Genomic DNA, 24,551 nt, shown 5'->3' with positions numbered 1-24,551 from the left:
CCCTTCGGGTGCCCTCCCACCGCGCCGTACCCGGTCAGTAACTGGGGAGGGTCCGCGGACCGAGATCACCGCGGGCGGGCGGGTGCGCGACACGGACGGTGGCACTGAGCACCGAGACGCCCTCCGCGGCGACCACGACGGGCTCCAGCAGGACGCCCGTCACCTCGGGATGGTCGTCGACGAGGCGGGAGAGCCGCAGGAGCAGGTCCTCCAGGGCGGGTGTGTCCACGGGGTCGCTGCCGCGCCAGCCGAACAGCAGGGGAGCCGTCCGGATGGACCGGATCAGTCCGGCGGCGTCCCGGTCGGTGGCCGGCACGAGCCGGTGCGCGGTGTCGCCGAGCAGCTCGGAGGCCACACCGGCGAGCCCGAAGGAGAGGACGGCGCCCGCGGCCGGGTCGATGACCGAGCGGACGACGGTGTCGACCCCGCGCGGCACCATGGCCTGCACCACGGGCTGGAGCTCGGCCGGCTTGCCGAGCGCGTCGGTGAGCTCCTCGTACGAGCGCCGCAGCTCGGCCTCGCTCGTGAGGTCGAGCCGTACGCCGCCGAGGTCCGCGCGGTGGCGCAGGTGGGGGGCGGTGGTCTTGAGCGCCACCGGGTAGCCCAGGACCCCGGCGGCCCGGACCGCCGCGTCGGCGCTCGGGGCGGGCAGGGTGGGCAGGACCCGGATCCCGTACCGCGCGAGCAGCTCGCGGGCGTCCCAGTCGGTCAGGGTCAGCACGGCCCCGGCGTCGACGTCCACCAGGAGTCCGGCCAGCTGCGCCGCGGCCCCGGCCTCGTCGATGTCCTCGTACTCGGGGACCTGCCCGGCGTCGGCGGTGGCCCGGCGCCACTGCCCGTACCGGACCGCTTCGGCGACGGCCTTGACCGCCCGCTCGGCGGCGGGGTAGCTGGGGATGCTGTCGCCCGCGGCGGACAGCGGGACCGCCGCCGGGGGTGCGGCGTCCGGGGCGGGGTCCGGGGCCGGGCCCCAGTTCCGGTAGGGGGCGGGCTGCGGGAGGCCCCGCACCGCGGAGAGTGCCTCGACGAGCTCGCCGAGCTCGACGTGCACCACCGCCACGGGCTTGCCGGGGTACTCGGCCACCGCGTCGCGCAGCGCGCCGGCCAGGTCGTCCGCGGGTGCGTCCTCGCTCACCCAGGGGATGGCCGTGACGACCACCGCGTCGCAGTCCTCGGAGCGCAGTGCGTCGGTGAGGGCGGCGCGGAAGTCCGCCGGTGAGGCGGCCGTCGTCAGGTCCAGCGGCGGCAGCGGCCGCAGGCCCTGGGTGAGGCAGGCGTCGTAGGTGAGGATCCCGAGGGATTCGGAGTTGCCGAGGATCGCGATCCGGGGCCCGGCGGGCAGTGGCTGTGCGGCGAGCAGGAGGCCGACGTCCACGAGCTCGGTGACCGTGTCGACGCGGATGACGCCGGCCTGCCGCAGCAGGGCGGAGACGGTGGCGTCCGGCAGCCTGGTGTCGGGGACGACGTGCCCGGCGGGGCTGTGGCGGCCGCCCTTGGCGACGACCACGGGCTTGACGGCCGCCGTCCGGCGGGCGAGGCGGGTGAACTTCCGCGGGTTGCCGAGGGTTTCGAGGTAGAGCAGCGCGACGTCGGTGGCCTCGTCGTCGTACCAGTACTGGAGGATGTCGTTGCCCGAGACGTCGGCCCGGTTCCCCGCGGAGACGAAGGAGGACAGGCCCTCGCCGCGCCGGAGCAGACCGGAGAGCAGGGCGATGCCGATGGCCCCGGACTGCGTGAACAGGCCGATGCGGCCGCGCGTCGGCATCGGGGCGGGGGTGAGGGAGGCGTTGAGCTCCACGTCCGGGGAGGTGTTGATCACCCCGTAGGCGTTCGGCCCGATGAGCCGCATCCCGTACGAGCGCACCTGCCGCACCAGTTCGCGCTGGCGGGCGAGTCCGGCCGGGCCGCTCTCGCCGTATCCGGCGGACAGGACGACGAGCCCCTGCACGCCGTGCTCGCCGCAGGCGGCCACCGCGTCGGGGACCCGGTCGGCCGGGACCGCGATCACCGCGAGGTCGACGGGGCCGCCGATGGCCTCGACCGTGCGGTAGGCCCGTACGCCGTCGAGCAGGTCGCGGGTGACGGCCTCGTTGACGGCGTAGAGGTGGCCGTGGAAGCCGCTGTCGCGCAGGTTGCGCAGTGCGGCCGCGCCCACGCCCGCGCCGGAACGGCTGACTCCGACCACGGCCACCGAGCCGGGCGCCAGCAGCCGCTGCACGGAGCGGGCCTCGGCGCGCTGTTCGCGGGCGCGCTGCACGGCGAGGGACTCGGCGGTGGGTTCGAGGTCGAGGGTGAGGTGGACGGAGCCGTCCTCGAAGCTGCGCTTCTGCTGGTAGCCGGCGTCCGTGAACACCTTGATCATCTTGGTGTTGGCGGGCAGCACCTCGGCGGCGAACCGCCGGATGCCGCGTTCCCGGGCCACCGCCCCGATGTGTTCGAGGAGGGTGGAGGCGACCCCGCGGCCCTGGTGGGCGTCCTGGACGAGGAAGGCGACCTCGGCCTCGTCGGCGGGTGCGGAGGCGGGCCGGCCGTCGGCGTCGATGCGGTCGTAGCGGACGGTGGCGATGAACTCCCCGCCGATGGTTGCGGCGAGGCCGACCCGGTCCACGTAGTCGTGGTGCGTGAAGCGGTGCACGTCGCGGTCGGAGAGGCGGGGGTAGGGAGCGAAGAAGCGGTAGTACTTCGACTCGTCCGAGACCTGCTCGTAGAAGCTGACGAGCCGGCCCGCGTCCTCGGTGGTGATGGGCCTGATCCGGGCGGTGCCGCCGTCACGGAGGACGACATCGGCTTCCCAGTGGGCCGGGTAGGAGGGGTCCGACTCGATGGTCATGGGCCTACCTTACGGCCGGATCGGGCCCGGCAGTGCGCGCGCGGCGCATGATGCATATCGGGACAAGTCAGTGCAAGCTGGGGAAGGTCGAACGGCGAAAAATTCAGGCCGAAGGTCGGTCCGAGCATTCCGGGCGTCGTGAGAGACTGGTCTAGACAACCGTAAGAACCTGAAGGGCATCACCATGGCAGAGCGCCGCGTCAACGTCGGCTGGGCCGAGGGCCTGCACGCTCGTCCCGCCTCGATCTTCGTCCGTGCGACGACCGCTTCCGGCGTCCCGGTGACCATCGCGAAGTCCGGCGGCGACCCCGTCAACGCCGCCTCCATGCTGGCGGTTCTGGGCCTGGGCGCCCAGGGCGGCGAGGAGATCGTCCTCGCCTCCGAGGCCGAGGGTGCGGACGCCGCGCTGGACCGCCTCGCGAAGCTGGTCGCCGAGGGTCTCGAGGAGCTCCCCGAGACCGTCTGACCCTTCGGGTTCGACCCCACCACGAAGCCGCGGCCCCCGGACGGGGACCGCGGCTTCGTCATTCCCGCGCCCTGACCGCCGCTCCCGGTAACGGCTCCGCCCGCACGGCTTGCCGCACGGCTTCCCCTCCGGAATCGGAACGGGAAGAAACCGGCCCGGCGGCACGGAAAGGGTCTCGCCGAAATGCCGGGCGCACCGGCATTCAGCTCCGCAGGAATTCGGCACGGCACATTGTCTCGGGGCAGAAATCGACCGCCCACCGCGCAGCGAATTCGCGTGATTCCATCCTTTGTATACGGCTCCTGTTAATGCCGGCCGCTCGACATGTTTACGACAGGTTGCGAAGTCCTCACCGCCGGGCGGAGCCTCGGCCGGTGCGCCCCCGCCGCCCGGTCGGCATGGAGCACGGTCAGCGCTCGCGCCCGTTCGGCATCGCCGCGCGCCACCGCGTCCACGATCGCGCCGTGCTCCGCCCAGGACTCCACGGGCCGGGCCGGCGCCTCCACCACGTACATCCAGGCGATCTTGTGCCGCATCTGCGTGAGCATCGCGATCAGGCCGGGGCTGCCGGAGGCCTGTGCGAGCGTCTCGTGGAACCAGCCGCCCAGGGACCGCAGATCCTCCCCCTGGCCCCGCCTGGCCCGCTCCTGCCCCAGCCTGACCAGCCCCCGCAGCACCTTGAGGTGTGCGTCTGTGCGCCGCCGGGCGGCTCTGGCGGCGGCCAGCGGCTCCAGGAGCATCCGCACCTCCAGCAGGTCCGCGGCCTCCTGCTCGGTCGGCTCGGCCACGCAGGCCCCCGCGTGGCGCCGCGTGGTCACGAACCCTTCCGACTCCAGGGTCCGCAGGGCCTCGCGGACCGGGACGCGCGAGACCCCGTACCGGCGGGCCAGCACCTCCTCGGTCAGCCGGCCGCCCGGCTCGAACACCCCGGAGACGATGTCGTCGCGGATTGCTGTGCATACCGCGTGCGCAGGAATACGCAAGACAGGACCTCCGCCTATTTCCGACTGCCAGCCTCATTGCACGCCCAAGCGCGTGCTGCGACTCTATTGCAACACACGATAATTTCCGAGAGCGGCCGGAAATACGAAACATTTGCACAAGGGCGCAACACAAAGACCCCGGCTCGGGGAGCCGGGGTCTTCGGTGAAGCGGTGCGGGGCCGGGTCAGAGGCTGACGCCGTGCGAGCGCAGGTACGCGATCGGGTCGATGTCCGAGCCGTACTGCGAGCCGGTGCGGGCCTCGAAGTGCAGGTGCGGGCCGCTGGAGTTGCCGGTGGAGCCCGACAGACCGATCTGCTGGCCCGGGGTGACCTGCTGGCCGACGGAGACGCTCAGCGAGGACAGGTGGCCGTACTGCGTGAACGTGCCGTCGTTGTGCTTGATGACGACGTTGTTGCCGTACGCGCCGCCCCAGCCGGCCTCGACGACCGTGCCCACGCCCACCGCGTGCACCGAGGTGCCGGAGGAGGCGTGGAAGTCGATGCCCGTGTGGCTGCCGGAGGACCACATGCCGCCGCCCGCGTGGTACTGCGTGCTGACGTACGAGTCGGAGAGCGGGGCGACGAAGGTGTTGAGGCGCTTGCGCTCCTCTTCGCGGGCCGCACGCTCGGCGGCTTCGCGCTCGGCCTTCGCCTTGGCCTCGGCGAGGCGCTTGGCCTCCGCGGCCCGCTGCTTCGCGTCGGCCTCGGCCTGCGCCTTCGCGGCGTCGTGCTCGGCGGCGCGGCGCTGGGAGTCGGCCTGGTCGGAAATGTCGCCCGCGAGGTCCTCGGCGACGACCACCGCGTTCAGGCCGTTGTCCTGGCCGATGTTGCTGCTGTGGTTGTCCGCGGCGAAGGCCGGGGCGGCGAGGGAGCCGACGACACCCGTGGTGGCGATCGCGGCGATACCGGCGTAACCGGCGGTCTTGCGGCTCAGACGGCTGGAACCACGGTGCTTACCGGAGCCAGCGGGACGACTGCCAAACGCCATGAAGGGTTTGATCCTTTCCTTCCTTCTCGCCTACCGGGTTAGCTGACGGGTTCGGAGCAGGAAGGTCTCCTACGGATCTCCTCTTGCGAGGGGGTCCGATTCACCCCAGGGACACATGTGGGTCCCCGGCTCCCCAGGCTCGCGCCTGACGGGGACTCGGCGATCACTGTCCGGTGCCGCGGGTGCGGCGGGCACAACTGACGGACAGCACGGCCGACGCTAGGCGGATCATCAGTCAATCGCCAAACAGACACGGCTTTTTGTTGCGTACGCCACACCGCATACAAGCAACCTCACCACTAAACGGACAAAAGGGGTTCTGGTGAACAAGTCACCAGAACCCCTTGCCGAATCCTTCAGCCGGCCCTCAAAGGACCGTCACCCGGGCGTCAGTTGGAGACGACCGTCACCGCACCGATCCCGAGGGCCCGGACGGGCTCCTCGATCAGCGAGGCGTCGCCCACCAGAACGGTGACCAGCCGGTCCGCCGGGAAGGCCTTCACGACCGCGGAAGTGGCCTCCACGGTGCCGGTTTCGGCGAGCTGGGCGTACAACTGCGCCTGGTAGTCGTCCGGCAGTTCCTGCTCGACCTGGTCGGCGAGAGTGCCCGCGACCGAGGCCGCCGTCTCGAACTTCAGCGGGGCCACGCCCACCAAGTTCTGTACGGCGACATCGCGTTCGGCGTCGGTCAGACCGCCCTCCGCGAGGGTGCGCAGCACCTTCCAGAGGTCCTCGAGCGCCGGGCCGGTGTTCGGGGTGTCCACCGAGCCGCTGATGGCGAGCATCGAGGCGCCCTTGCCGTCCGCGGTGGAGCGCAGCACCTGGCCGAAGGCACGCACGCCGTAGGTGTACCCCTTCTCCTCGCGCAGCACCTTGTCCAGGCGCGAGGTGAGGGTGCCGCCCAGGCAGTAGGTGCCCAGCACCTGGGCCGCCCACACCCGGTCGTGGCGGTCCGACCCGATCCGGCCGATCAGCAGCTGCGTCTGGACCGCTCCGGGCCGGTCCACGATGACCACGCGGCCGGTGTCGTCCGCGGTCACCGGCGGCACCGGGCGGGCCGCGGCGGTGTTGCCCGTCCAGGTGCCCAGGGTGTCCGCCAGCACGGCGTCCAGGTCGATGCCGGTCAGGTCGCCGACGACCACCGCGGTGGCCGTCGCGGGGCGTACGTGGGCCTCGTAGAAGGCGCGTACGGCGGCGGAGTCGATCCGCGCGACCGTCTCCTCGGTGCCCTGGCGCGGCCGGGACATCCGCAAGGTGGCCGGGAAGAGCTCCTTGGAGAGCTGCTTGGCGGCGCGGCGCTGCGGATTGGCCAGCTCGTGGGGGATCTCGTCGAGCCGGTTGCGCACCAGCCGGTCCACCTCTGCGTCGGCGAAGGCGGGGGCGCGCAGCGCCTCCGCGAGCAGGCCGAGCGCCTTGGGCAGCCGGGAGGCCGGAACCTCCAGCGAGACCCGGATGCCGGGGTGGTCGGCGTGCGCGTCGAGGGTGGCGCCGCACCGCTCCAGCTCGGCCGAGAACTCCTCGGCCGAGTGCTTGTCGGTGCCCTCGGAGAGCGCCCTCGCCATGATGGTCGCCACGCCGTCCAGGCCCTCGGGCTCGGCGTCGAGCGGGGCGGCGAGGTTGACCTCGACCGCGACGACCTGCTGTCCCGGCCGGTGGCAGCGCAGCAGGGTCAGCCCGTTGGGCAGCTGCCCGCGGTCGGGGGCCGGGAAGGCCCACGGCTGCGGTTCGCCGGCCTGCGGCTGCGGGTGGAAGGTCATCGTGACGGCTGCGGTGTCGCTCACTGCTCCGCCCCCTCGTTCTCGTCGGACTCGTCGTGCTGGTCGGACTCGTCGGCCGCGATCGGCTCGTACACGAGCACCGCGCGGTTGTCCGGGCGCAGGCGGGCCGCGGCCACGGCCTGCACCTCCTCGGCGGTGATGTCCAGCACCCGCTGGACGGCGGTCAGCGCCAGCTGCGGGTCGCCGAACAGCACCGCGAAGCGGCACAGTTCGTCGGCGCGTCCGGCCACCGTGCTCAGCCGGTCGAGCCACTCCCGCTCCAGCTGCGCCTGGGCGCGCTCCATCTCCTCGGCCGTCGGGCCCTCGGCGGCGAACCGCGCGAGCTCCTCGTCGACGGCCGCCTCGATCGTGGGGATCTCGACCCCGCTGGAGGTCTTGACGTCCAGCCAGCCCAGGGACGGCGCCCCGGCCAGGCGCAGCATGCCGAAGCCGGCGGCGACGGCCGTCTGGTCACGGCGCACCAGCCGGTTGTGCAGCAGCGAGGACTCGCCGCCGCCCAGGATGGTCAGCGCCACGTCGGCGGCGTCGCACTCGCGGGTGCCGTCGTGCGGCAGCCGGTAGGCGGCCATCAGCGCACGCGCCGGGACCTCCTCGACGATCTCCTCGCGCAGCTGCTTCCCGATGGTGTCGGGCAGCGAGCCGTCGCGGGGCGGCTGCTTGCCGTCGTGCGCGGGGATGGTGCCGAAGTACTTCTCCACCCAGGCGAGGGTCTGCTCGGGGTCGATGTCCCCGACGACCGAGAGCACCGCGTTGTTGGGCGCGTAGTACGTACGGAAGAAGGTGCGCGCGTCCTCCAGGGAGGCCGCGTCCAGGTCGGCCATCGAGCCGATCGGGGTGTGGTGGTACGGGTGGCCCTCGGGGTAGGCCAGGGCCGTGAGCCGCTCGAACGCCGTGCCGTAGGGCACGTTGTCGTAGCGCTGGCGGCGCTCGTTCTTGACGACGTCCCGCTGGTTCTCCATGGACTCGTCGTCCAGGGCGGCCAGCAGGGACCCCATCCGGTCCGCTTCCAGCCAGAGCGCGAGCTCCAGCTGGTGGGTCGGCATCGTCTCGAAGTAGTTGGTGCGCTCGAAGCTGGTGGTGCCGTTGAGCGAACCGCCGGCGCCCTGGACCAGTTCGAAGTGCCCGTTGCCCGGTACGCTCGCCGAGCCCTGGAACATCAGGTGCTCGAAGAGGTGAGCCAGGCCGGTACGCCCCTTGACTTCGTGGCGGGAGCCGACGTCGTACCAGAGGCAGACCGCGGCGACCGGGGTCAAGTGGTCTTCGGACAGCACCACGCGCAGGCCGTTGGCCAGCCGGTGCTCGGTCGCTGTCAGGCCGCCGGAGCCGGCCTGGGCTGTGGCCGTGTGACCCATGGGCATGTGGTCCCTTCGATCGCGATGCAGAGATTTCTTATCGACCTGCCACTGTATGCAAGCGCGTCGACCGCCGGATAAGTTCCCGGGTCACTCCCCCGCACTCCGTCCGGGGGACCCCCGGGGTCGGAGTCGGCGTTGTCGGTGCGTCGGGCCACAATGGTCCGCGTCGTACCCTCGCCGGACACCCCCGGACCGCCGGACCACGACGAGACCGCCAGACCCAGCCACCCAGCACACCCCATTTTTGGTTAAGGAGCCGCGCAGCGATGGCCCGCCGCAGCACGAAGACCCCGCCGCCGGAGGATTTCGAGGAGAAGATCCTCGACATCGACGTCGTCGACGAAATGCAGGGCTCCTTCCTCGAGTACGCGTACTCGGTGATCTACTCCCGCGCCCTGCCCGACGCCCGGGACGGCATGAAGCCGGTGCACCGGCGCATCGTGTACCAGATGAACGAGATGGGCCTGCGCCCCGACCGCGGCTACGTGAAGTGCGCCCGTGTCGTCGGCGAGGTCATGGGCAAGCTCCACCCGCACGGTGACGCGTCCATCTACGACGCCCTCGTGCGCATGGCCCAGCCCTTCTCCATGCGGCTGCCGCTGGTCGACGGCCACGGCAACTTCGGATCGCTCGGCAACGACGACCCGCCGGCCGCGATGCGTTACACCGAGTGCAAGATGGCCGACGCCACGTCGCTCATGACCGAGTCGATCGACGAGGACACGGTCGACTTCACCGCGAACTACGACGGCCAGGAGCGGGAGCCGGTCGCCCTCCCGGCCGCGTACCCGAACCTGCTGGTCAACGGCGCGTCCGGGATCGCGGTCGGCATGGCCACCAACATGCCCCCGCACAACCTCGGCGAGGTCATCGCGGCCGCCCGCCACCTGATCCGCCACCCGCAGGCGGACCTGGAGGCGCTGATGCGCTTCGTGCCGGGTCCCGACCTGCCCACGGGCGGCCGGATCGTCGGCCTCTCGGGCATCAAGGACGCCTACGAGAACGGCCGCGGCACGTTCAAGATCCGCGCGACCGTGGCCGTGGAGGACGTGACGGCGCGCCGCAAGGGCCTGGTCGTCACGGAACTGCCCTTCACGGTCGGCCCCGAGAAGGTCATCGCGAAGATCAAGGACCTGGTCGGCTCGAAGAAGCTCCAGGGCATCGCCGACGTCAAGGACCTCACCGACCGCTCGCACGGCCTGCGCCTGGTCATCGAGATCAAGAACGGCTTCCACCCGGAGGCCGTGCTGGAGCAGCTCTACAAGCTGACGCCGATGGAGGAGTCCTTCGGCATCAACAACGTGGCGCTGGTGGACGGGCAGCCCCTGACGCTGGGCCTCAAGGAGCTGCTGGAGGTCTATCTCGACCACCGCTTCGAGGTCGTCCGGCGTCGCAGCGAGTTCCGCCGCACCAAGCGCCGCGACCGGCTGCACCTCGTCGAGGGCCTGCTGGTGGCGCTCCTCGACATCGACGAGGTCATCCGGCTCATCCGGGACAGCGACAACTCCGCGCAGGCCAAGTCCCGGCTGATGGAGCGGTTCTCGCTGAGCGAGATCCAGACCCAGTACATCCTGGACACCCCGCTGCGCCGGCTCACCCGGTTCGACCGGATCGAGCTGGAGTCCGAGCGCGACCGGCTGACCGGCGAGATCGACGAGCTGACCGGGATCCTGGAGTCGGACAGCGAGCTGCGCAAGCTGGTCTCCGCGGAACTGGCGGCGGTCGCGAAGAAGTTCGGCACCGAGCGCCGGACCGTGCTGCTGGAGTCCGCGGGCACCGCGGTGGCGGCGGTTCCGCTGGAGGTCGCGGACGACCCGTGCCGCGTGCTGCTGTCCTCGACGGGCCTGCTGGCGCGTACGGCGAACGGCGACGCGCTGCCGGAGGAGGAGGGCGGCGCCCGCGCCAAGCACGACCTGATCGTCTCGCAGGTCGCGGCGACCGCCCGGGCCGACGTCGGCGCGGTCACCTCGTACGGGCGGCTGCTGCGGCTGTCGGTGATCGACCTGCCGCAGCTGCCGGACACCCACGCCGCGCCGAACCTGGCGGGCGGCGCCCCGGTCTCGGAGTTCCTCTCCGGGCTGGAGGCGGACGAGAAGGTCATCTGCCTGACCTCGCTGGACGAGTCCTCGCAGGGTCTGGCGCTGGGCACCGAGCAGGGCGTGGTCAAGCGCGTCGTGCCGGACTACCCGGCGAACAAGGACGAGCTGGAGGTCATCACCCTCAAGGAGGGTGACCGGATCGTCGGCGCGGTCGAGCTGCGCACGGGCGAGGAGGACCTGGTCTTCATCACGGACGACGCCCAGCTGCTGCGCTACCCGGCGGGCCAGGTCCGCCCGCAGGGCCGCCCCGCGGGCGGTATGGCGGGCATCAAGCTCGCCGGCAGCGCCAAGGTGATCCACTTCTCGGCCGTGGACCCGGCGCGGGACGCCGTGGTCTTCACGGTGGCGGGCTCGCACGGCACCCTGGACGACTCGGTGACGTCCGGGAAGCTGACCCCCTTCGACCAGTACCCGCGCAAGGGCCGGGCCACGGGTGGCGTGCGCTGCCAGCGGTTCCTGAAGGGCGAGGACGTGCTGGTCCTGGCCTGGGCGGGCGGTTCCCCCGTCCGTGCGGCGTCGGCGAACGGCACTCCGGCCGGCCTGCCGGCCGTGGACCCGCGCCGGGACGGCTCGGGAACGGCGCTGCCGGCCGTGGTCGCGGCGCTGGCGGGAGCCGCGCTGTAGTCCGTACGAGGGCATTCGGGTGGCGCGACCGGGGGGACGTACCACCCGAATGCCGACTAGTGTTTTCCCCTTGGACGTGGTGGGGGGAGAACGCAGCTGATGAGCCGTCGAGCGGGCAGCGGACTGATCGGGAACTGGGCGGAGGCGCAGCGCCGTCAGCAACAGACGCAGCTGGTCCAGCAGCGGGATGCCGAGCGCCGGCAGCGGGCCTACGAACGGGACGCGACCCGCAGCCACCGGCAGTACCGCGAGGCCGAGGCCCTGCGGCGCACCGCGCAGTTCGACGCCGAGGTCGCCGCCCTCAAGGGCCTGTTGGCCGCCGGGTGCCGGGCGCCGGCGTTCCGGATGTCCGACCTGGCCCGGCCCGACCGGCTGGAACCCTTCAACCCCGGCGCTCTGGCCCAGCCGGTGCCGATGCCCCGCATCGAGGACTTCCAGCGGCAGAGCAGCGGCTGGACGCTCGGCTCGGGCCACCGGGCGCAGGCGGAGCGCGAGGCGCACGCCCGGTACACCCAGGCCTGGCAGGCCGCGAACGCGGCGGAGGCGCAGCGCCAGCAGCAACTGGCCGCGTACCGGCAGCAGTACGACCGGTGGGCGGCGGAGCAGCTCGCCGGGGTACGGGAACACAACAGCGGGCTCACCGAGCTGGCCGACGCCCTGCGCGCGGGCGACGCCGAGGCGGCGGTGGAGTACTTCTCGGCCGCCCTGTACGCCTCGACGGCCTGGCCCGAGGCGCTGCCGAGGCAGGTGACGGCCGCGTACGACCCGGCCGCGCGCCAGCTGGTGCTGGACTGGGAGCTGCCCGGGTACACGGTGGTGCCGGAGGCCCGGGCGGTGCAGTACCTGCCGAGCACGGACCAGGACAAGGTGAAGCCCCGCCCGGTCACGGAACGACGGGCGCTCTACCGGGACCTGCTTGCGCAGTGCGTGCTGCTGGTGGTGCGCGAGCTGTACGCGGCGGACGAGTTCGGGGTACTGGACTCGGTCGTGGTCAACGGGTTCGTGGACTGCCACGATCCGGTGACGGGGCAGGAGGCGCGGTTCGTTCTCGCCACCGTGCCGGCGGCGCGCAGTGCTTTCGCCGGGCTGCGCCTGGAGCAGGTCAGCGCGGTGGACTGTCTGGTCTCGGGGCTGGGCGGGCAGCTGTCGGCGCGGCCCGACCAGCTGACGGCGGTGCGCCCCGGGCGCCGGCCGGACGAGGTCGGCGGGGACGTGGTCAGCCATGGCGGGCACACCGGCGGCGCGGACGGCGACGAGCCCGATCTCTTCGTGATGGACCCGATCGCCTTCGAGAACCTGGTCGCCGAGCTGTTCCGGGCGATGGGCATGGAGGCGGTGACCACGCAGCGGTCGGGCGACGGCGGGGTGGACGTGGAGGCGGTGGACCCGGCGCCGATCCGGGGCGGGCGGATCGTGGTGCAGGTCAAGCGCTACCGGAACACGGTGCCGCCGACGGCCGTGCGTGATCTGTACGGCACGGTCCAGGACAAGGGGGCGAACAAGGGGGTGCTGGTCACCACCGCGTCCTTCGGGCCGGGGTCGTACACCTTTGCCAACGGCAAGCCGCTGGAGTTGGTTCCCGGGGCGGACCTGGTCGAGCTGCTCCACCAGTACGGGCTGCGGGGCCGGCTCGGCGGGGGCGCCGCCGCGGCGCCCGCGCGACGGGCTCCCGAGCCGGAGCCGGCTCCCCCGGCGGACCACAACGTGCTCGGCATGTCCTGGTCGGGTTCGGTCGCCCTGGACGTGTGCGCCCTCGTCTGCACGGGCAACCGGGTGCTCAGCGAGGACCACTTCGTCTTCTTCAACAACCCGCGCACCCCGGACGGTTCGGTCCGCTCCCGTGACCACGCGATGCCCGACAAAGCGGCGCTGGAGGTCTCCTTCGACGCCCTGCCGTCGCAGGCCGACAGGCTGGTCCTGGTGGCCGCGATAGATCCGGAGGTCGATCCGCACGCCGATCTCGCCGGATTCACCGACGCCCACATCCGCCTGCTGTCGGCCGGTGGCGAGGAACTCGGCCGGCTCGACGTCTCCGACGGGCGCGCGGGCGAGACGGCTCTGGTCCTCGGCTCGTTCCGGCGCCGCGCCAACGGCGACTGGGACTTCGTGATCGGCGGCAAGGGCTACCGCGGCGGCCTGGAGGCCCTGCTGGGCGAGTACGGGGTAGAGGTCGCCTAGACCCTGTCCGGGCCGTCTTCGAGGAGTTCCTCGCCCGCCCCTGCCTCGCCGGCCCCTACGTCGCCCGTCCCTGCCTCGGGCTCCGCGGTCCGCGCCACGTACCGCAGCACTCCCCACATGCTCTCGGGGCTCGCCTCGTGCGGGGCGGGTTCCCTGCAGGCCTCCAGGCCGCGCAGCAGCCCCGCCCCGTCGGTGCCGGCGCCGATCATGACCAGTTGTGTCAGGCGCGCTTCGCCCCGCCCCCAGGGCCGCGGGGCGAAGCGGAGGAAGCGGCCTACCGCGTGGACCTCGTAGCGCTCCTCGTGCCCGGGTACGCCGAAGTAGACGAAGCCCTTGATCCGGTAGAGCCCGGCCGGGCGCCGGTCGAGGAAGTCGATGAACCGGCGCGGGGACAGGGCCTGCTCGGAGGTGAACTCCGTGCTCTCGTACGCGGCGTGCGCGTGACCGCAGTGGTCGTGGTCGTGGCCCTCCGCCTCCGCGAGCAGGTCCTCGAAGGAGAGCTGTCCCCGGGTCTCGGTCCAGGGGCGGCGGTCGAAGAGCAGTTCCGGGTCGATCCGCCCGTGGTCGGCGCCCACGACCGGGATGCCCGGGGCGCACAGCGCGGCCAGCTCCTTCTCGATCCTGGCCCGCTCGGCGGCGTCCACCCGGTCGGTCTTGTTGAGCACCACCAGGTCCGCGACGGCGAGGTGGCGGTCGGTCTCCGGGTGCCTCGCCCGGGTGGCGTCGAACTCGGCGGCGTCCACGACCTGCACCATCCCGCCGTACCGGACGTCAGGGTTCTCGCCGGCCATGAGCATCCGGATCATCTCCTGGGGCTCGGCCAGCCCGCTCGCCTCGATGACGATCACGTCGATCCGGTGCGCGGGGGCGGAGAGCTTCTCCAGGTACGCGTCGAGTTCGCTGCCGTCGACGGCGCAGCACAGACAGCCGCCGCCGAGGGAGACCATCGAGTCCCCGACCTGGCCCGCCACCGACATCGCATCGACCTCGATGGAACCGAAGTCGTTGACGACGACCCCGATCCGGGTGCCCCCACGACTGGCGAGGAGATGGTTCAGCACGGTGGTCTTGCCGGAACCGAGGAAACCGGCGAGGACGACGACGGGGATGGGCTGCCTGCTGTTCACCCGGTCGATCGTAGCCAGCCTCCGTCAGCGCAGGGGCGGCACCGGCTGGGGCGGGGTGGGGCCGGTGTACCGGGCGGCCGGTCGGATGATCTTCGAATCGGAGGCCTGTTCGAGGATGTTCGCACTCCAGCCGACCACGCGGGCCGCGCAGAAGGTGGGGGTGAACATCTCGCGCGGGAGTTCGCACAGCTCCATGACCACGCCCGCGTAGAACTCCACGTTGGTGTGCAGTTCCCGGCCCGGCTTCAGTTCGGCGAGGATCTCCTCGACCTGGCGCTCGACCTCGACGGCGAAGTCCACGAGGGGGCCGCCGAACTGGAGGGCTATCTCGCGCAGCATGCGTGAGCGGGGGTCCTCGGTCCGGTAGACGGGGTGACCGAAGCCCATGATCCTCTCGCCCGCCAGGACCCTCTCGCGGATCCACGGCCCGATCCGGTCGACCGTCCCGATGGCGTCGAGGGTGTCCAGGGCCCGGCTGGGGGCGCCGCCGTGCAGGGGGCCGGAGAGCGCGCCGATCGCACCGGTCAGAGCGGCCACGACGTCGGCTCCGGTGGAGGCGATCACACGGGCGGTGAACGTCGAGGCGTTGAAGCCGTGGTCGACGGTGGAGATCAGGTACTGCTCGACCGCCCTGGCCCGGGCCGCATCGGGTTCCCGGCCGGTCAGCATGTAGAGGTAGTTGGCGGCGTACGGCAGGTCGTCGCGCGGCTCCACCGGCTCCAGGCCCTGCCCCAGCCGGTGCAGAGCGGTCAGCAGGGTGGGTACTGCGGCGCAGGCGGCCAGCGCGTCGGCGGCCCGGCGGCCGGGGTCGAGGTCGTAGACGGGGCGGAAGCCCGCCGAGGCCCCGAGCAGCGAGAGCGCGGTGCGCAGCCCGGCGAGGGGGCCGGAGAGCCGCGTGGCCCGGGCCAGGTCCGGCAGGGCGTTGCGCACTTCCTCGGGCAGATGGCGCAGGGGTGCGATGCCGGCCGCGAAGGCGGCGCGTTCGGCGGCGTCCGCCGGGAGCGTGCCGCGGAACATCAGGTGCCAGACGTCTTCGAAGCTGCGGCCGGCGGCGAGCTCGACGGCCGAGTACTGGCGGTAGTGGTAGAAGCCCTCCCGGCCCCGGACGTCGCCCAGCCCGGTTTCGGTGACCACGACTCCCGCGAGACCGCGGGGTACTTCCAAGGTGGTGTCCATGGATCGACCATCCATGATGGATTCAATCGCTGTCAATATTGATTGAATCAATATAACTATCCATCTGTAGGGTATGTGTCATGAGCGAGCAGACGGACGGCGGGCACAGGCTCAGCACACAGGAGGCGGCCCGCGCACTCGGCGTGAAACCGGCGACGGTGTACGCGTACGTGAGCCGTGGCCAGCTGACCAGCCGCCGCGACACGGCCGGGCGGGGCAGCAGTTTCGATGCCGCGGAGGTGGAGGCGCTGGCCCGCCGGAGCAGGCGCGAGGCCGCGGCTCCCACCGGGGAACTCACCGTCCGCACCGCGCTCACCCTCATCGAGCCCGACGGGTACTACTTCCGTGGCGTGGACGCCGTGGACCTGGCCTCCCGGTACCGCTACGAGGAGGTCGCCGAGTGGCTCTGGACGGGCACCTTCACCCCCGGGGCCCGCTTCACCGCTCCCGCGCAGGCCCTGGCGGCGGCCCGGCGGGCGGTCGCCGCGCTCCCGGAACACGGCGGCCCCCTCGACCGGCTGCGGGTGGCGGTCGCCGCCGCTGCCGTGGCGGACCCGCTGCGCTTCGACCTGTCCGAGGAGGCGGTACTGGGCTCCGCGCGCGCCCTGATTCCCACGCTGGTCGGCGCGTTGCCCACCGCGGGCCCGGACCGCTGGGCCGGGGACGGCCGGATCGCCCGGCAGTTGTGGTTCCGGCTGACGGCGCGGGAGCCGGACCCGGACGCGCTGGCCGTGCTGGACCTGGCGCTGGCGCTGCTGGTCGACCACGACCTGGCGGCCTCGACCCTGGCCGTCCGGGTGGCCGCGTCGGCCCGCGCCCATCCGTACGCGGCGGTGTCCGCCGGGCTCGGCGCCCTGGAGGGCCCGCTGCACGGTGCGGCCGGACGGCTCGCGCACCGGATGCTGGTGGAGGTGCTGGAGCAGGGCGGGGCCGCGCCGGTGGTGGCCGAGTACCTGCGGGCGGGGCGCCGCGTCCCGGGGCTCGGCCACCGGCTGTACCGCGGCGAGGACCCGCGGGCGCGGGCCCTCTTCGCCCGGCTGGAAGGGCTGGAGCAGGCCGGTCCGGCACTGGGCGCGGCGCGCGAGGTGGCTTCGGTGATGGCCCGGCAGGGCGGACTGCACGCCAATGTGGATCTTGCGCTGGCCGTGCTGACGGTCTCGTGCGGAATGCCGGCGGAGGCCGGGGAGACGGTCTTCGCGGTGGCTCGGACGGCGGGCTGGATGGCTCACGCCCTGGAGGAGTACCAGGAACGGCCGCTGCGGATGCGACCGAGCGGGCAGTACCACGGACCCCGCCCGCCACAGCCGATGCCCGCACCCACGCCTGTGCAGTGACGGATCCGGACGCCCGCTTCACCCCCGGTGAGGGGCGGAACACGGTCCGGGCAGGGCGGGAGTGGGGAACCCGACAAGCAGGGCGAGAGCATTCCGCTCCCGCCGGGGCCGACCTACCGTTGCTGCCCATGCGGTTCCCCCTCATGAGCGCTCGGCGCCTCGGGCTGCCCAGACGGGCCGTCTCCCAGATCCTGCTGACCCAGCTGGCCATCGCCGCCGGGGTCGTCGCACTGGCGACGGGATTGTTCCTGGCGCCGCTGAGCGCCCAGCTCGACGACCAGGCCATGCGGCGCGCCCTGGCCATCGCGCAGAGCGCCGCGGCCGACCCCTCACTGGCCGCCGGGCTCCTGGACTCCGGGGCCTCGGCCGACAGCCCCGTACAGTCCTCCGCCGAACGGATCCGCCGGGCCACCGGCGCCCAGTACGTCGTCGTGCTCGACCTCGACGGCATCCGCCGCTCGCACCCCAGCGCCGACCGGATAGGGCTGCCCGTCTCCACCGATCCGAGCGACGCCCTGGCGGGACGCGAGGTCATGGAGATCGACGAGGGCACCCTGGGCCGCTCCGCCCGCGGCAAGGTCCCGCTCCTCGCGGCCGACGGCGAGATCGTCGGCGCCGTCTCGGTCGGCATCGCCTACGACAGCGTCCGCGAACGGCTGCTCGGCGCGATCCCCGGCCTGCTCGCCTACGCGGGCGGCGCACTGGCGGCGGGTGCCCTCGCCGCCTACCTGCTCTCCCGCAGGATCCAGCGCCAGACCCGCGATCTGGCGTTCTCCGACATCGCGGGCCTGCTCGCCGAGCGCGAGGCGATGCTGCACTCCATCCGCGAGGGCGTGATCGCCCTCGCCCCCGACGGCCGCGTCCGGCTGGTCAACGACGAGGCCGCCCGTCTGCTGGGCCTCGCCCCGGACGCCGCCGGCGGCTTCGCCGGGCGTCCACTGGACGAGGTACTCGGTGCGGGCCGCACCGCGGACGTCCTGTCGGGCCGCGTCACCGGCCGGGACCTGCTCACCGTCCAGGGCCCCCGGGTCCTGGTGGCCAACCGCATGCCCACCGAGGACGGCGGTGCGGTCGCCACCCTGCGCGACCGCACCGAGCTGGAGCGCCTGGGCCGCGAGCTCGACTCCACCCGGGGCCTGATCGACGCCCTGCGCGCCCAGGACCACGAGCACGCCAACCGCCTCCACACCCTCCTCGGCCTGCTGGAGCTGGGCCTGCACGAGGAGGCGGTGGAGTTCGTCACCGAGGTCGCCGGGGTGCACCGCACGACGGCCGAGCAGGTGACCGAGAAGGTCCACGACCCCCTGCTGGCCGCCCTTCTGGTGGGCAAGGCGACCGTCGCCGCCGAACGCGGCGTCCCGCTGCGCCTGGCCGGGACCACGCTGCTCCCCGACCGTCTGGTGGACCCGGGCGGCCTCGTCACCATCCTCGGCAACCTGGTGGACAACGCCCTGGACGCGGCCGCCGGTTCGCCGGCGCCCCTGGTCGAGGTGGAGCTGCGCGCCGAAGGCCGTACCGCCGTGCTGATGGTGCGCGACAACGGCCCCGGGGTGCCCACCGCGCGTCGCGAAGAGATCTTCACGGAGGGCTGGTCCACCAAGCAGCCCCGGGCCCACCGCGAACGCGGGCTGGGTCTCGCCCTCGTCCGCCGCCTCGCGGAGCGGCAGGGCGGCAGCGCCCGGGCCGGTGAAGCAGCGGACGGAGGGGCGGAGTTCTCCGTCGTACTCCCGGAGGCCCTGCGATGAACGAGACCCCGAGCAGGGTTCATGCCGTACTGGTCGTCGACGACGATGTACGTGTTGCCCGGATCAACGCGGCGTACGTGGCGAAGGTTCCCGGTTTCCGGGTGACGGCGCAGGCACATTCCGCCGCCGAGGCACTGCAGTTCCTCACCGCGCATCCTGTGGACCTCGTCCTGCTGGACCACTACCTCCCCGACGAGAACGGCCTGGACCTGGTCCGCCGCCTGCGCGAGCTCGGCCACCACACCGATGTGATCATGGTCACCGCAGCCCGTGGCCTCGCCACCGTGCAGTCCGCCATGCGCCTCGGCGCCCTGCAGTACCTCGTCAAACCGTTCACCTTCGCCGGGCTGCGCACGCGACTGGAGGCGTACGGGGCCCTGCGCCGCACCCTGGACACGGGCGGTGAGGCCGAACAGGCCGAGGTGGACCGGATCTTCGGCACCCTCGCCGCCGCGGGATCCACGAACGAGCTCCCCAAGGGCCACTCCCCCACCACCGCGGAGCTGGTCCGCCAGGTCCTGCGCAGCGCGGAGGGCCCCCTGTCCACCCAGCAGATCGCCGACCGGGCGGGCATCAGCCGCCAGACCGCCCAGCGCTACGTGAAGCTCCTCGAACGCACCGCCAGGGTCAGCCTCGCCCTGCGCTACGGCGAGACCGGCCGCCCGGAGCACCGTTACACCTGGCTCCCGTCGGAGGGACCTGCCTGACGGGAGCCGTGAGCCAGGAGCCGGGCGTCGGCCGCTCAGACCGCTCCGGCGCCGGTCAGGGAGCGGACCTCCGTCTCCGCGTGCTTGGCCTCGTCCGGTTCCTCGCCCGAGGTGACCGTGCCCAGCCAGCCCGCCAGGAAGCCCAGCGGGATCGAGACGATCCCCGGGTTCTGGAGCGGGAAGTACTGGAAGTCCACCCCGGGGAAGAGCGACTCCGCGCTGCCCGACACCACCGGCGAGACCAGCACGAGAAGCACCGCCGGGATCAGCCCGCCGTACACCGACCACACGGCTCCGCGGGTGGTGAAGCCGCGCCAGAAGAGCGAGTACAGCAGCACCGGAAGGTTGGCCGAGGCCGCCACCGCGAAGGCCAGGCCCACCAGGAACGCCACGTTCAGGTTCTGGGCGAGCAGTCCGAGGGCGATCGCGACGGCCCCGATGCCGACGGCGGCGACCCGGGCCACCGCGACCTCGCTGCGCTGCTTCGCGTGCCGGCGCTTGAGGGAGGCGTACAGGTCGTGGGCCACGGAGGCCGAGGAGGCCAGGGTGATGCCGGCCACCACGGCCAGGATGGTGGCGAAGGCGATGGCGGCCACGAAGGCGAAGAGCACCGCGCCCCCGGTGGAACCCGCGCCCCCGCCGAGGAAGGCCGCCAGCAGCGGAACTGCCGTGTTCCCGGAGGCGTTGGAGGCCCGTACGGCGTCCGGCCCCACCAGGGCGGCCGCCCCGAAGCCGAGCACGATGGTCATCAGGTAGAAGCCGCCGATCAGCGCGATCGCCCACACCACCGAGCGTCGGGCCGAGCGCGCGGTGGGCACGGTGTAGAAGCGCGACAGGATGTGCGGCAGCCCTGCGGTCCCGAGGACCAGCGCGAGACCGAGGCTCATGAAGTCGACGCGGGCGGTCCAGTCCCCGCCGTACTTGAGTCCGGGGCCGAGGAACGCCCGGCCGTGCCCGCTGCGGTCGGCGGCGCTGGTGAGCAGCTGGTCGAAGTTCCCGTGGAAGCGCAGCAGCACGAGCACGGTCAGCGTGATCGCCCCGCCCATCAGCAGCACGGCCTTCACGATCTGGATCCAGGTGGTGGCGCGCATCCCGCCGAAGGACACGTAGACCACCATCAGCGCACCCACCCCGACCACGGTGAGGGTCCGGGCAACGGCGCTGGAGTTCCCCAGCAGCAGGCCGACCAGACTGCCGGCACCGACCATCTGCGCGATGAGGTAGAGCACGGACACGACGACCGAGGAGGTGCCGGCGGCGATCCGCACCGGACGCTCGCTCATCCGGGCGGCGACCACGTCGGCGAGGGTGAAGCGCCCGCAGTTGCGGACGAGTTCGGCGACGAGGAACAGCACGACGAGCCAGGCCACGAGGAAGCCCACCGAGTAGAGCAGGCCGTCGTAGCCGAAGAGGGCGATCAGGCCGGAGATGCCGAGGAAGGAGGCGGCGGACATGTAGTCGCCCGCGATGGCGAAACCGTTCTCCATGGGGGAGAACAACCGCCCGCCCGCGTAGAACTCCTCGGCCGACCCGTGCCGGTTGCGGCTGACCCAGGTGGTGATGCCGAGGGTCACCGCGATGAAGACGCTGAACAGGATCAGCGCGAGGGTCTGGTGCTCGGTGGTCACCGGCCCGCCCTCCTCGCCCGGGTCCGCTCCTGGCCGCGTTCCTGTTCGAAGACGGTCCAGCGCAGGTCGAGCGCGGCCCGGTCCCTGCGCAGCCGCGCGTGCCGGGCGTACGCCCAGGTCAGCAGGAAGGTGCTGAGGAACTGGCCGAGCCCCGCCAGCATGGCCACGTTGACCGCGCCCACCACGGGCCGCGCCATCAGGCCGGGCGCGGTGGTGGCGGCGACGACGTAGGCGACGTACCAGAGGAAGAACCCGGCGGTGGCGGGGACGACGAACCTGCGGTAGCGGGTGCGGACCTCCTGGAAGGCGGCACTGCGCTGCACTTCGAGGTAGATGTCGGATGCGCCCGGCGCGGGGCATCCGCCACCGGGGACCGGGGCCGGCTGGGACGTTTCCTCACCCTCGCCCCACCCGACGGCGAGTGCGTCGTACCAGGGGTCGTCCAGCCGGATCGTTCCGGTATCACGACCTTCGTGCTTGTCCACCGAACTCTCCTTGTCCGCTGCCGCATTGGCCGCGTGCTCACAAGGATGTGCGGAATGCCGCTTTCCGGACTGGTGTACCGGCGCTCTTCACTCCAACAGGTGATGGAGTGACGAGCGCCGGTATGCCGTGGCTCGTTCGGTGCCGGTGGCCGCGGGACTCCGGCGGCACCCGGGTCAGGCGTCGATGCGTGAGCGGTCCAGGGTCGCCGCGGAGCTCGTGATGAACTCCTTGCGGGGCGCCACCTCATTGCCCATGAGCAGGTCGAAGACCTGCTCGGCCGAGTCCAGGTCGCCGATGTTGATCCGGCGCAGGGTGCGGAAGCGGGGGTCCATGGTGGTCTCCGCCAGCTGGTCCGCGTCCATCTCGCCGAGGCCCTTGTAGCGCTGGATCGAGTCCTTGTACCGGATGTTCTTGCGCTGGTACTCCAGCAGGGTCTGGCGCAGCTCGTTGTCCGAGTACGTGTAGACGTACTTGTCCTGGCCCTTCTTCGGCTGGACCAGCTCGATCCGGTGCAGCGGCGGTACGGCCGCGAAGACCCGGCCCGCCTCGACCATCGGCCGCATGTACCGCTGGAAGAGCGTGAGCAGCAGGCAGCGGATGTGCGCGCCGTCGACGTCGGCGTCGACGAGCAGCACGATCTTGCCGTACCGGGCGGCGTCGAGGTCGAAGGTCCGGCCCGAGCCGGCCCCTATGACCTGGATGATCGCCCCGCACTCGGCGTTCTTCAGCATGTCCGAGATCGAGGACTTCTGGACGTTGAGGATCTTTCCGCGGATGGGCAGGAGCGCCTGGAATTCCGAGTTCCGCGCGAGCTTCGCGGTGCCGAGGGCGGAGTCGCCCTCGACGATGAAGAGCTCGCTGCGGTCCACGTCGTCGCTGCGGCAGTCGGCCAGCTTGGCGGGGAGCGAGGAGGTCTCCAGCGCGGTCTTGCGACGCTGCGCCTCCTTGTGCTGACGGGCCGCGATCCGGGTCCTGGCGGCCGCGACGATCTTCTCCATCACGGCGCGGGCCTGCTGCTTGTCGTCGCGCTTGGCGGAGGTCAGGAAGGCCTTGAGCTCCTTGGCGACCACGGCGGCGACGATGCGGGTGGCCGCGGAGGTGCCGAGCACCTCCTTGGTCTGACCCTCGAACTGGGGTTCGGCGAGCCGGACGGTGACGACGGCGGTCATGCCCTCCATCGCGTCGTCCTTGACCACGTCGTCCTCGGCGACGCGCAGGAGCTTGGCCGAGCGCAGCACCTCGTTCACTGTCTTGGCGACCGAGCGCTCGAAGCCGGAGACGTGGGTGCCGCCCTTGGGGGTGGCGATGATGTTCACGAAGGACTTGACGTTGGTCTCGTACCCCGTGCCCCAGCGCAGGGCGATGTCCACGCCGAGCTCGCGGGTGACCTCGGTGGGGGTCATGTGGCCGCGGTCGTCGAGGACCGGGACGGTCTCCTTGAAGGTGCCCGTACCGGTCAGGCGCAGGACGTCGCAGACCGCCTTGTCCTGGGCGAGGTACTCGCAGAATTCGCTGATGCCGCCGTCGAAGCGGAAGGTCTCCTCGGTCTTGCCGGCCCCGTCGATGCCGCGCTCGTCGCGGACGACCAGGGTCAGGCCGGGGACGAGGAAGGCGGTCTGGCGGGCGCGCTGGTAGAGCGTCTCCAGGTTGAGCCGGGCGTCCTTGAGGAAGATCTGGCGGTCGGCCCAGTAGCGGACCCGGGTGCCGGTGCGGCCCTTGGCGACCCGCTTGACCTTGCGGAGGCCGTTGGCGGGGTCGAAGGGGCTGTCGGGGCCCTGCTCGGTGAACATCCCCGGGACGCCGCGGCGGAAGCTGATGGCGTGGGTCGCGCTGTTGCGGTCGACCTCCACGTCGAGACGGGCGGAGAGGGCGTTGACCACGGAGGCACCGACGCCGTGCAGGCCGCCGGAGGCCGCGTACGAGCCGCCGCCGAACTTGCCGCCGGCGTGCAGCTTGGTCATGACGACTTCGATGCCGGACAGACCGGTCTTGGGCTCGACGTCCACGGGGATGCCGCGGCCGTTGTCCCGGACCTCGACGGAGGAGTCCTCGTGGAGGATCACCTCGATGTGGTCGCAGTAGCCGCCCAGGGCCTCGTCGACGGAATTGTCGATGATCTCCCAGAGGCAGTGCATGAGGCCCCGGCTGTCGGTCGAGCCGATATACATGCCGGGACGCTTGCGGACGGCCTCCAGCCCTTCGAGGACGAGCAGGTGCCGCGCGGTGTAGTTGGAACCGTCCCGGTCTGCTCCGGACAGCAGCGCGCTGGAAGGCACGGACGTGTCGGCGGTCACGCAGTTCGCTCCTCGCTGAATTCTTTTTCTGGCCCGGTGGGGCGCAGGGGTGGCTCGGGTGCCGCTCGAAGGGTACCGAGGCCAGGTAGAGCCGATGCAACGCCACCCTCGCGCATTCCACAGCCTAGTCCAGATCCGCACGGGTGTTCGATCCCCCGGGCGGGTGAAGGAAACATCACGTTCCCTTCCGCGCATGAACCATTTAGGGTTCGGGCACGTCCTCATGAACAACCTGGCACTCTCGCCGGGGGAGGATGGAACTGCAAGAAGCGCACGACTGACAACGCGAAACCGTAAAGCAACGCAATACGGCTCCTTCGCCGCCAACCGGCAACAGCCGGCCAGCTTCGGAAGGAAGTTTCGAGGAAAAGCCGCGAGCGGGAACGTTTTCGGCCTGGTTGGATGTTGACCCTGGTACGACAGCTCGTCGAGCTAGAGAAGAGGCGACGTGACTACTGTTCTGACACCCGCGACCCCGCTGACGGCCGCTGACCGATGCGACCGTTGCGGCGCCCAGGCATATCTGCGCGTCGTCCTGCTGAGCGGCGGTGAACTGCTCTTCTGCGCCCACCACGGTCGCAAGTTCGAGCCGGAACTCAAGAAGATCGCCGCGGAAATACAGGATGAGACCGAGCGGCTCACGTCCGCTCCGGCTGCCAATGCCGAACCCGAGGACCGCTGACACAAGGCCTGCACCTCGCATCCGACGAGCCAGGACCGGCTAGGCCGGTCGACGGGCGGCACCCCTGAGAC

Annotated in this window: 17 protein-coding genes and 1 riboswitch; of the genes, 7 read left to right on the top strand and 10 right to left on the bottom strand. The window is 71.8% G+C overall.

The features are described 5' to 3' along the window. Positions 1 to 34 precede the first annotated feature (34 nt). Complete coding sequence (locus OG444_RS28430) at positions 35 to 2,830, bottom strand: bifunctional acetate--CoA ligase family protein/GNAT family N-acetyltransferase (protein ID WP_327264840.1); 2,796 nt, start codon at positions 2,828 to 2,830, stop codon at positions 35 to 37. Between the two features lie 184 nt (positions 2,831 to 3,014). Between OG444_RS28430 and OG444_RS28425 the strand changes: the two genes are divergently transcribed. Then, a complete protein-coding gene (locus OG444_RS28425) occupies positions 3,015 to 3,296 on the top strand; it encodes an HPr family phosphocarrier protein (protein WP_030012489.1) in 282 nt (93 codons plus the stop codon). Between the two features lie 305 nt (positions 3,297 to 3,601). Here OG444_RS28425 and OG444_RS28420 read toward each other — a convergent pair whose 3' ends face one another. The 4 genes from OG444_RS28420 to OG444_RS28405 form a co-directional block, all read right to left on the bottom strand. Continuing rightward, the gene (locus OG444_RS28420) at positions 3,602 to 4,279 is read right to left on the bottom strand and encodes a GntR family transcriptional regulator (RefSeq protein ID WP_327264839.1); all 678 of its coding nucleotides are present in this window, start codon (positions 4,277 to 4,279) and stop codon (positions 3,602 to 3,604) included. 184 nt (positions 4,280 to 4,463) lie between these two features. Next, complete coding sequence (locus OG444_RS28415) at positions 4,464 to 5,267, bottom strand: M23 family metallopeptidase (RefSeq protein ID WP_327264838.1); 804 nt, start codon at positions 5,265 to 5,267, stop codon at positions 4,464 to 4,466. Between the two features lie 12 nt (positions 5,268 to 5,279). After that, a riboswitch (cyclic di-AMP (ydaO/yuaA leader) is annotated at positions 5,280 to 5,439 on the bottom strand. A gap of 217 nt (positions 5,440 to 5,656) precedes the next feature. Then, on the bottom strand, positions 5,657 to 7,024 hold the full coding sequence (locus OG444_RS28410) for a M16 family metallopeptidase (protein WP_327266961.1): 1,368 nt from the start codon (positions 7,022 to 7,024) through the stop codon (positions 5,657 to 5,659). A gap of 20 nt (positions 7,025 to 7,044) precedes the next feature. Next, positions 7,045 to 8,397 (bottom strand): M16 family metallopeptidase, encoded by a 1,353-nt coding sequence (locus OG444_RS28405; protein WP_383198722.1) that lies wholly within the window; start codon positions 8,395 to 8,397, stop codon positions 7,045 to 7,047. Between the two features lie 269 nt (positions 8,398 to 8,666). Between OG444_RS28405 and OG444_RS28400 the strand changes: the two genes are divergently transcribed. Both OG444_RS28400 and OG444_RS28395 read left to right on the top strand, forming a co-directional pair. Further along, complete coding sequence (locus OG444_RS28400; protein ID WP_327264836.1) at positions 8,667 to 11,123, top strand: DNA gyrase/topoisomerase IV subunit A; 2,457 nt, start codon at positions 8,667 to 8,669, stop codon at positions 11,121 to 11,123. A gap of 99 nt (positions 11,124 to 11,222) precedes the next feature. Further along, a complete protein-coding gene (locus OG444_RS28395; RefSeq protein WP_327264835.1) occupies positions 11,223 to 13,301 on the top strand; it encodes a restriction endonuclease in 2,079 nt (692 codons plus the stop codon). Here the strand turns inward: OG444_RS28395 and OG444_RS28390 are convergent. Then, complete coding sequence (locus OG444_RS28390; RefSeq protein ID WP_327264834.1) at positions 13,298 to 14,428, bottom strand: CobW family GTP-binding protein; 1,131 nt, start codon at positions 14,426 to 14,428, stop codon at positions 13,298 to 13,300. The genes OG444_RS28395 and OG444_RS28390 overlap by 4 nt on opposite strands. Positions 14,429 to 14,452: 24 nt before the next feature. After that, positions 14,453 to 15,619 (bottom strand): citrate synthase, encoded by a 1,167-nt coding sequence (locus OG444_RS28385; RefSeq protein WP_327264833.1) that lies wholly within the window; start codon positions 15,617 to 15,619, stop codon positions 14,453 to 14,455. A 65-nt stretch (positions 15,620 to 15,684) separates the two neighbouring features. Between OG444_RS28385 and OG444_RS28380 the strand changes: the two genes are divergently transcribed. The 3 genes from OG444_RS28380 (at position 15,685) to OG444_RS28370 (ending at position 19,390) form a co-directional block, all read left to right on the top strand. Continuing rightward, positions 15,685 to 16,938, top strand: a complete 1,254-nt coding sequence (locus OG444_RS28380; protein WP_327264832.1) for a citrate synthase — start codon at positions 15,685 to 15,687, stop codon at positions 16,936 to 16,938. Positions 16,939 to 17,081: 143 nt separating this feature from the next. After that, positions 17,082 to 18,683 (top strand): sensor histidine kinase, encoded by a 1,602-nt coding sequence (locus OG444_RS28375; protein ID WP_327264831.1) that lies wholly within the window; start codon positions 17,082 to 17,084, stop codon positions 18,681 to 18,683. Beyond that, entirely contained in the window at positions 18,680 to 19,390 is a 711-nt protein-coding gene (locus OG444_RS28370) for a response regulator (protein ID WP_327264830.1), read from the top strand. The genes OG444_RS28375 and OG444_RS28370 overlap by 4 nt, the downstream gene beginning before the upstream one ends. Before the next feature lie 35 nt (positions 19,391 to 19,425). Here the strand turns inward: OG444_RS28370 and OG444_RS28365 are convergent, their stop codons facing one another. From OG444_RS28365 to OG444_RS28355, 3 genes are all read right to left on the bottom strand, one after another. Continuing rightward, positions 19,426 to 21,018, bottom strand: coding sequence for a solute symporter family protein (locus OG444_RS28365; RefSeq protein ID WP_327264829.1), 1,593 nt, complete (start codon positions 21,016 to 21,018; stop codon positions 19,426 to 19,428). Then, complete coding sequence (locus OG444_RS28360) at positions 21,015 to 21,503, bottom strand: DUF485 domain-containing protein (RefSeq protein WP_327264828.1); 489 nt, start codon at positions 21,501 to 21,503, stop codon at positions 21,015 to 21,017. The genes OG444_RS28365 and OG444_RS28360 overlap by 4 nt, the downstream gene beginning before the upstream one ends. 174 nt (positions 21,504 to 21,677) lie before the next feature. Then, positions 21,678 to 23,798: a DNA gyrase/topoisomerase IV subunit B gene (locus tag OG444_RS28355; RefSeq protein WP_327264827.1), complete on the bottom strand. Its 2,121-nt coding sequence runs from the start codon at positions 23,796 to 23,798 to the stop codon at positions 21,678 to 21,680. Positions 23,799 to 24,246: 448 nt separating this feature from the next. Between OG444_RS28355 and OG444_RS28350 the strand changes: the two genes are divergently transcribed. Beyond that, positions 24,247 to 24,480 carry a DUF7455 domain-containing protein gene (locus OG444_RS28350; RefSeq protein WP_030016583.1) on the top strand — a complete coding sequence of 78 codons (234 nt, stop codon included), beginning with the start codon at positions 24,247 to 24,249 and terminating at the stop codon, positions 24,478 to 24,480. Positions 24,481 to 24,551 lie beyond the last annotated feature (71 nt).

The organism is Streptomyces sp. NBC_01232 (genome assembly GCF_035989885.1).
Lineage (GTDB): Bacteria > Actinomycetota > Actinomycetes > Streptomycetales > Streptomycetaceae > Streptomyces.
This window is presented reverse-complemented; position numbering and strand designations above follow the sequence as displayed.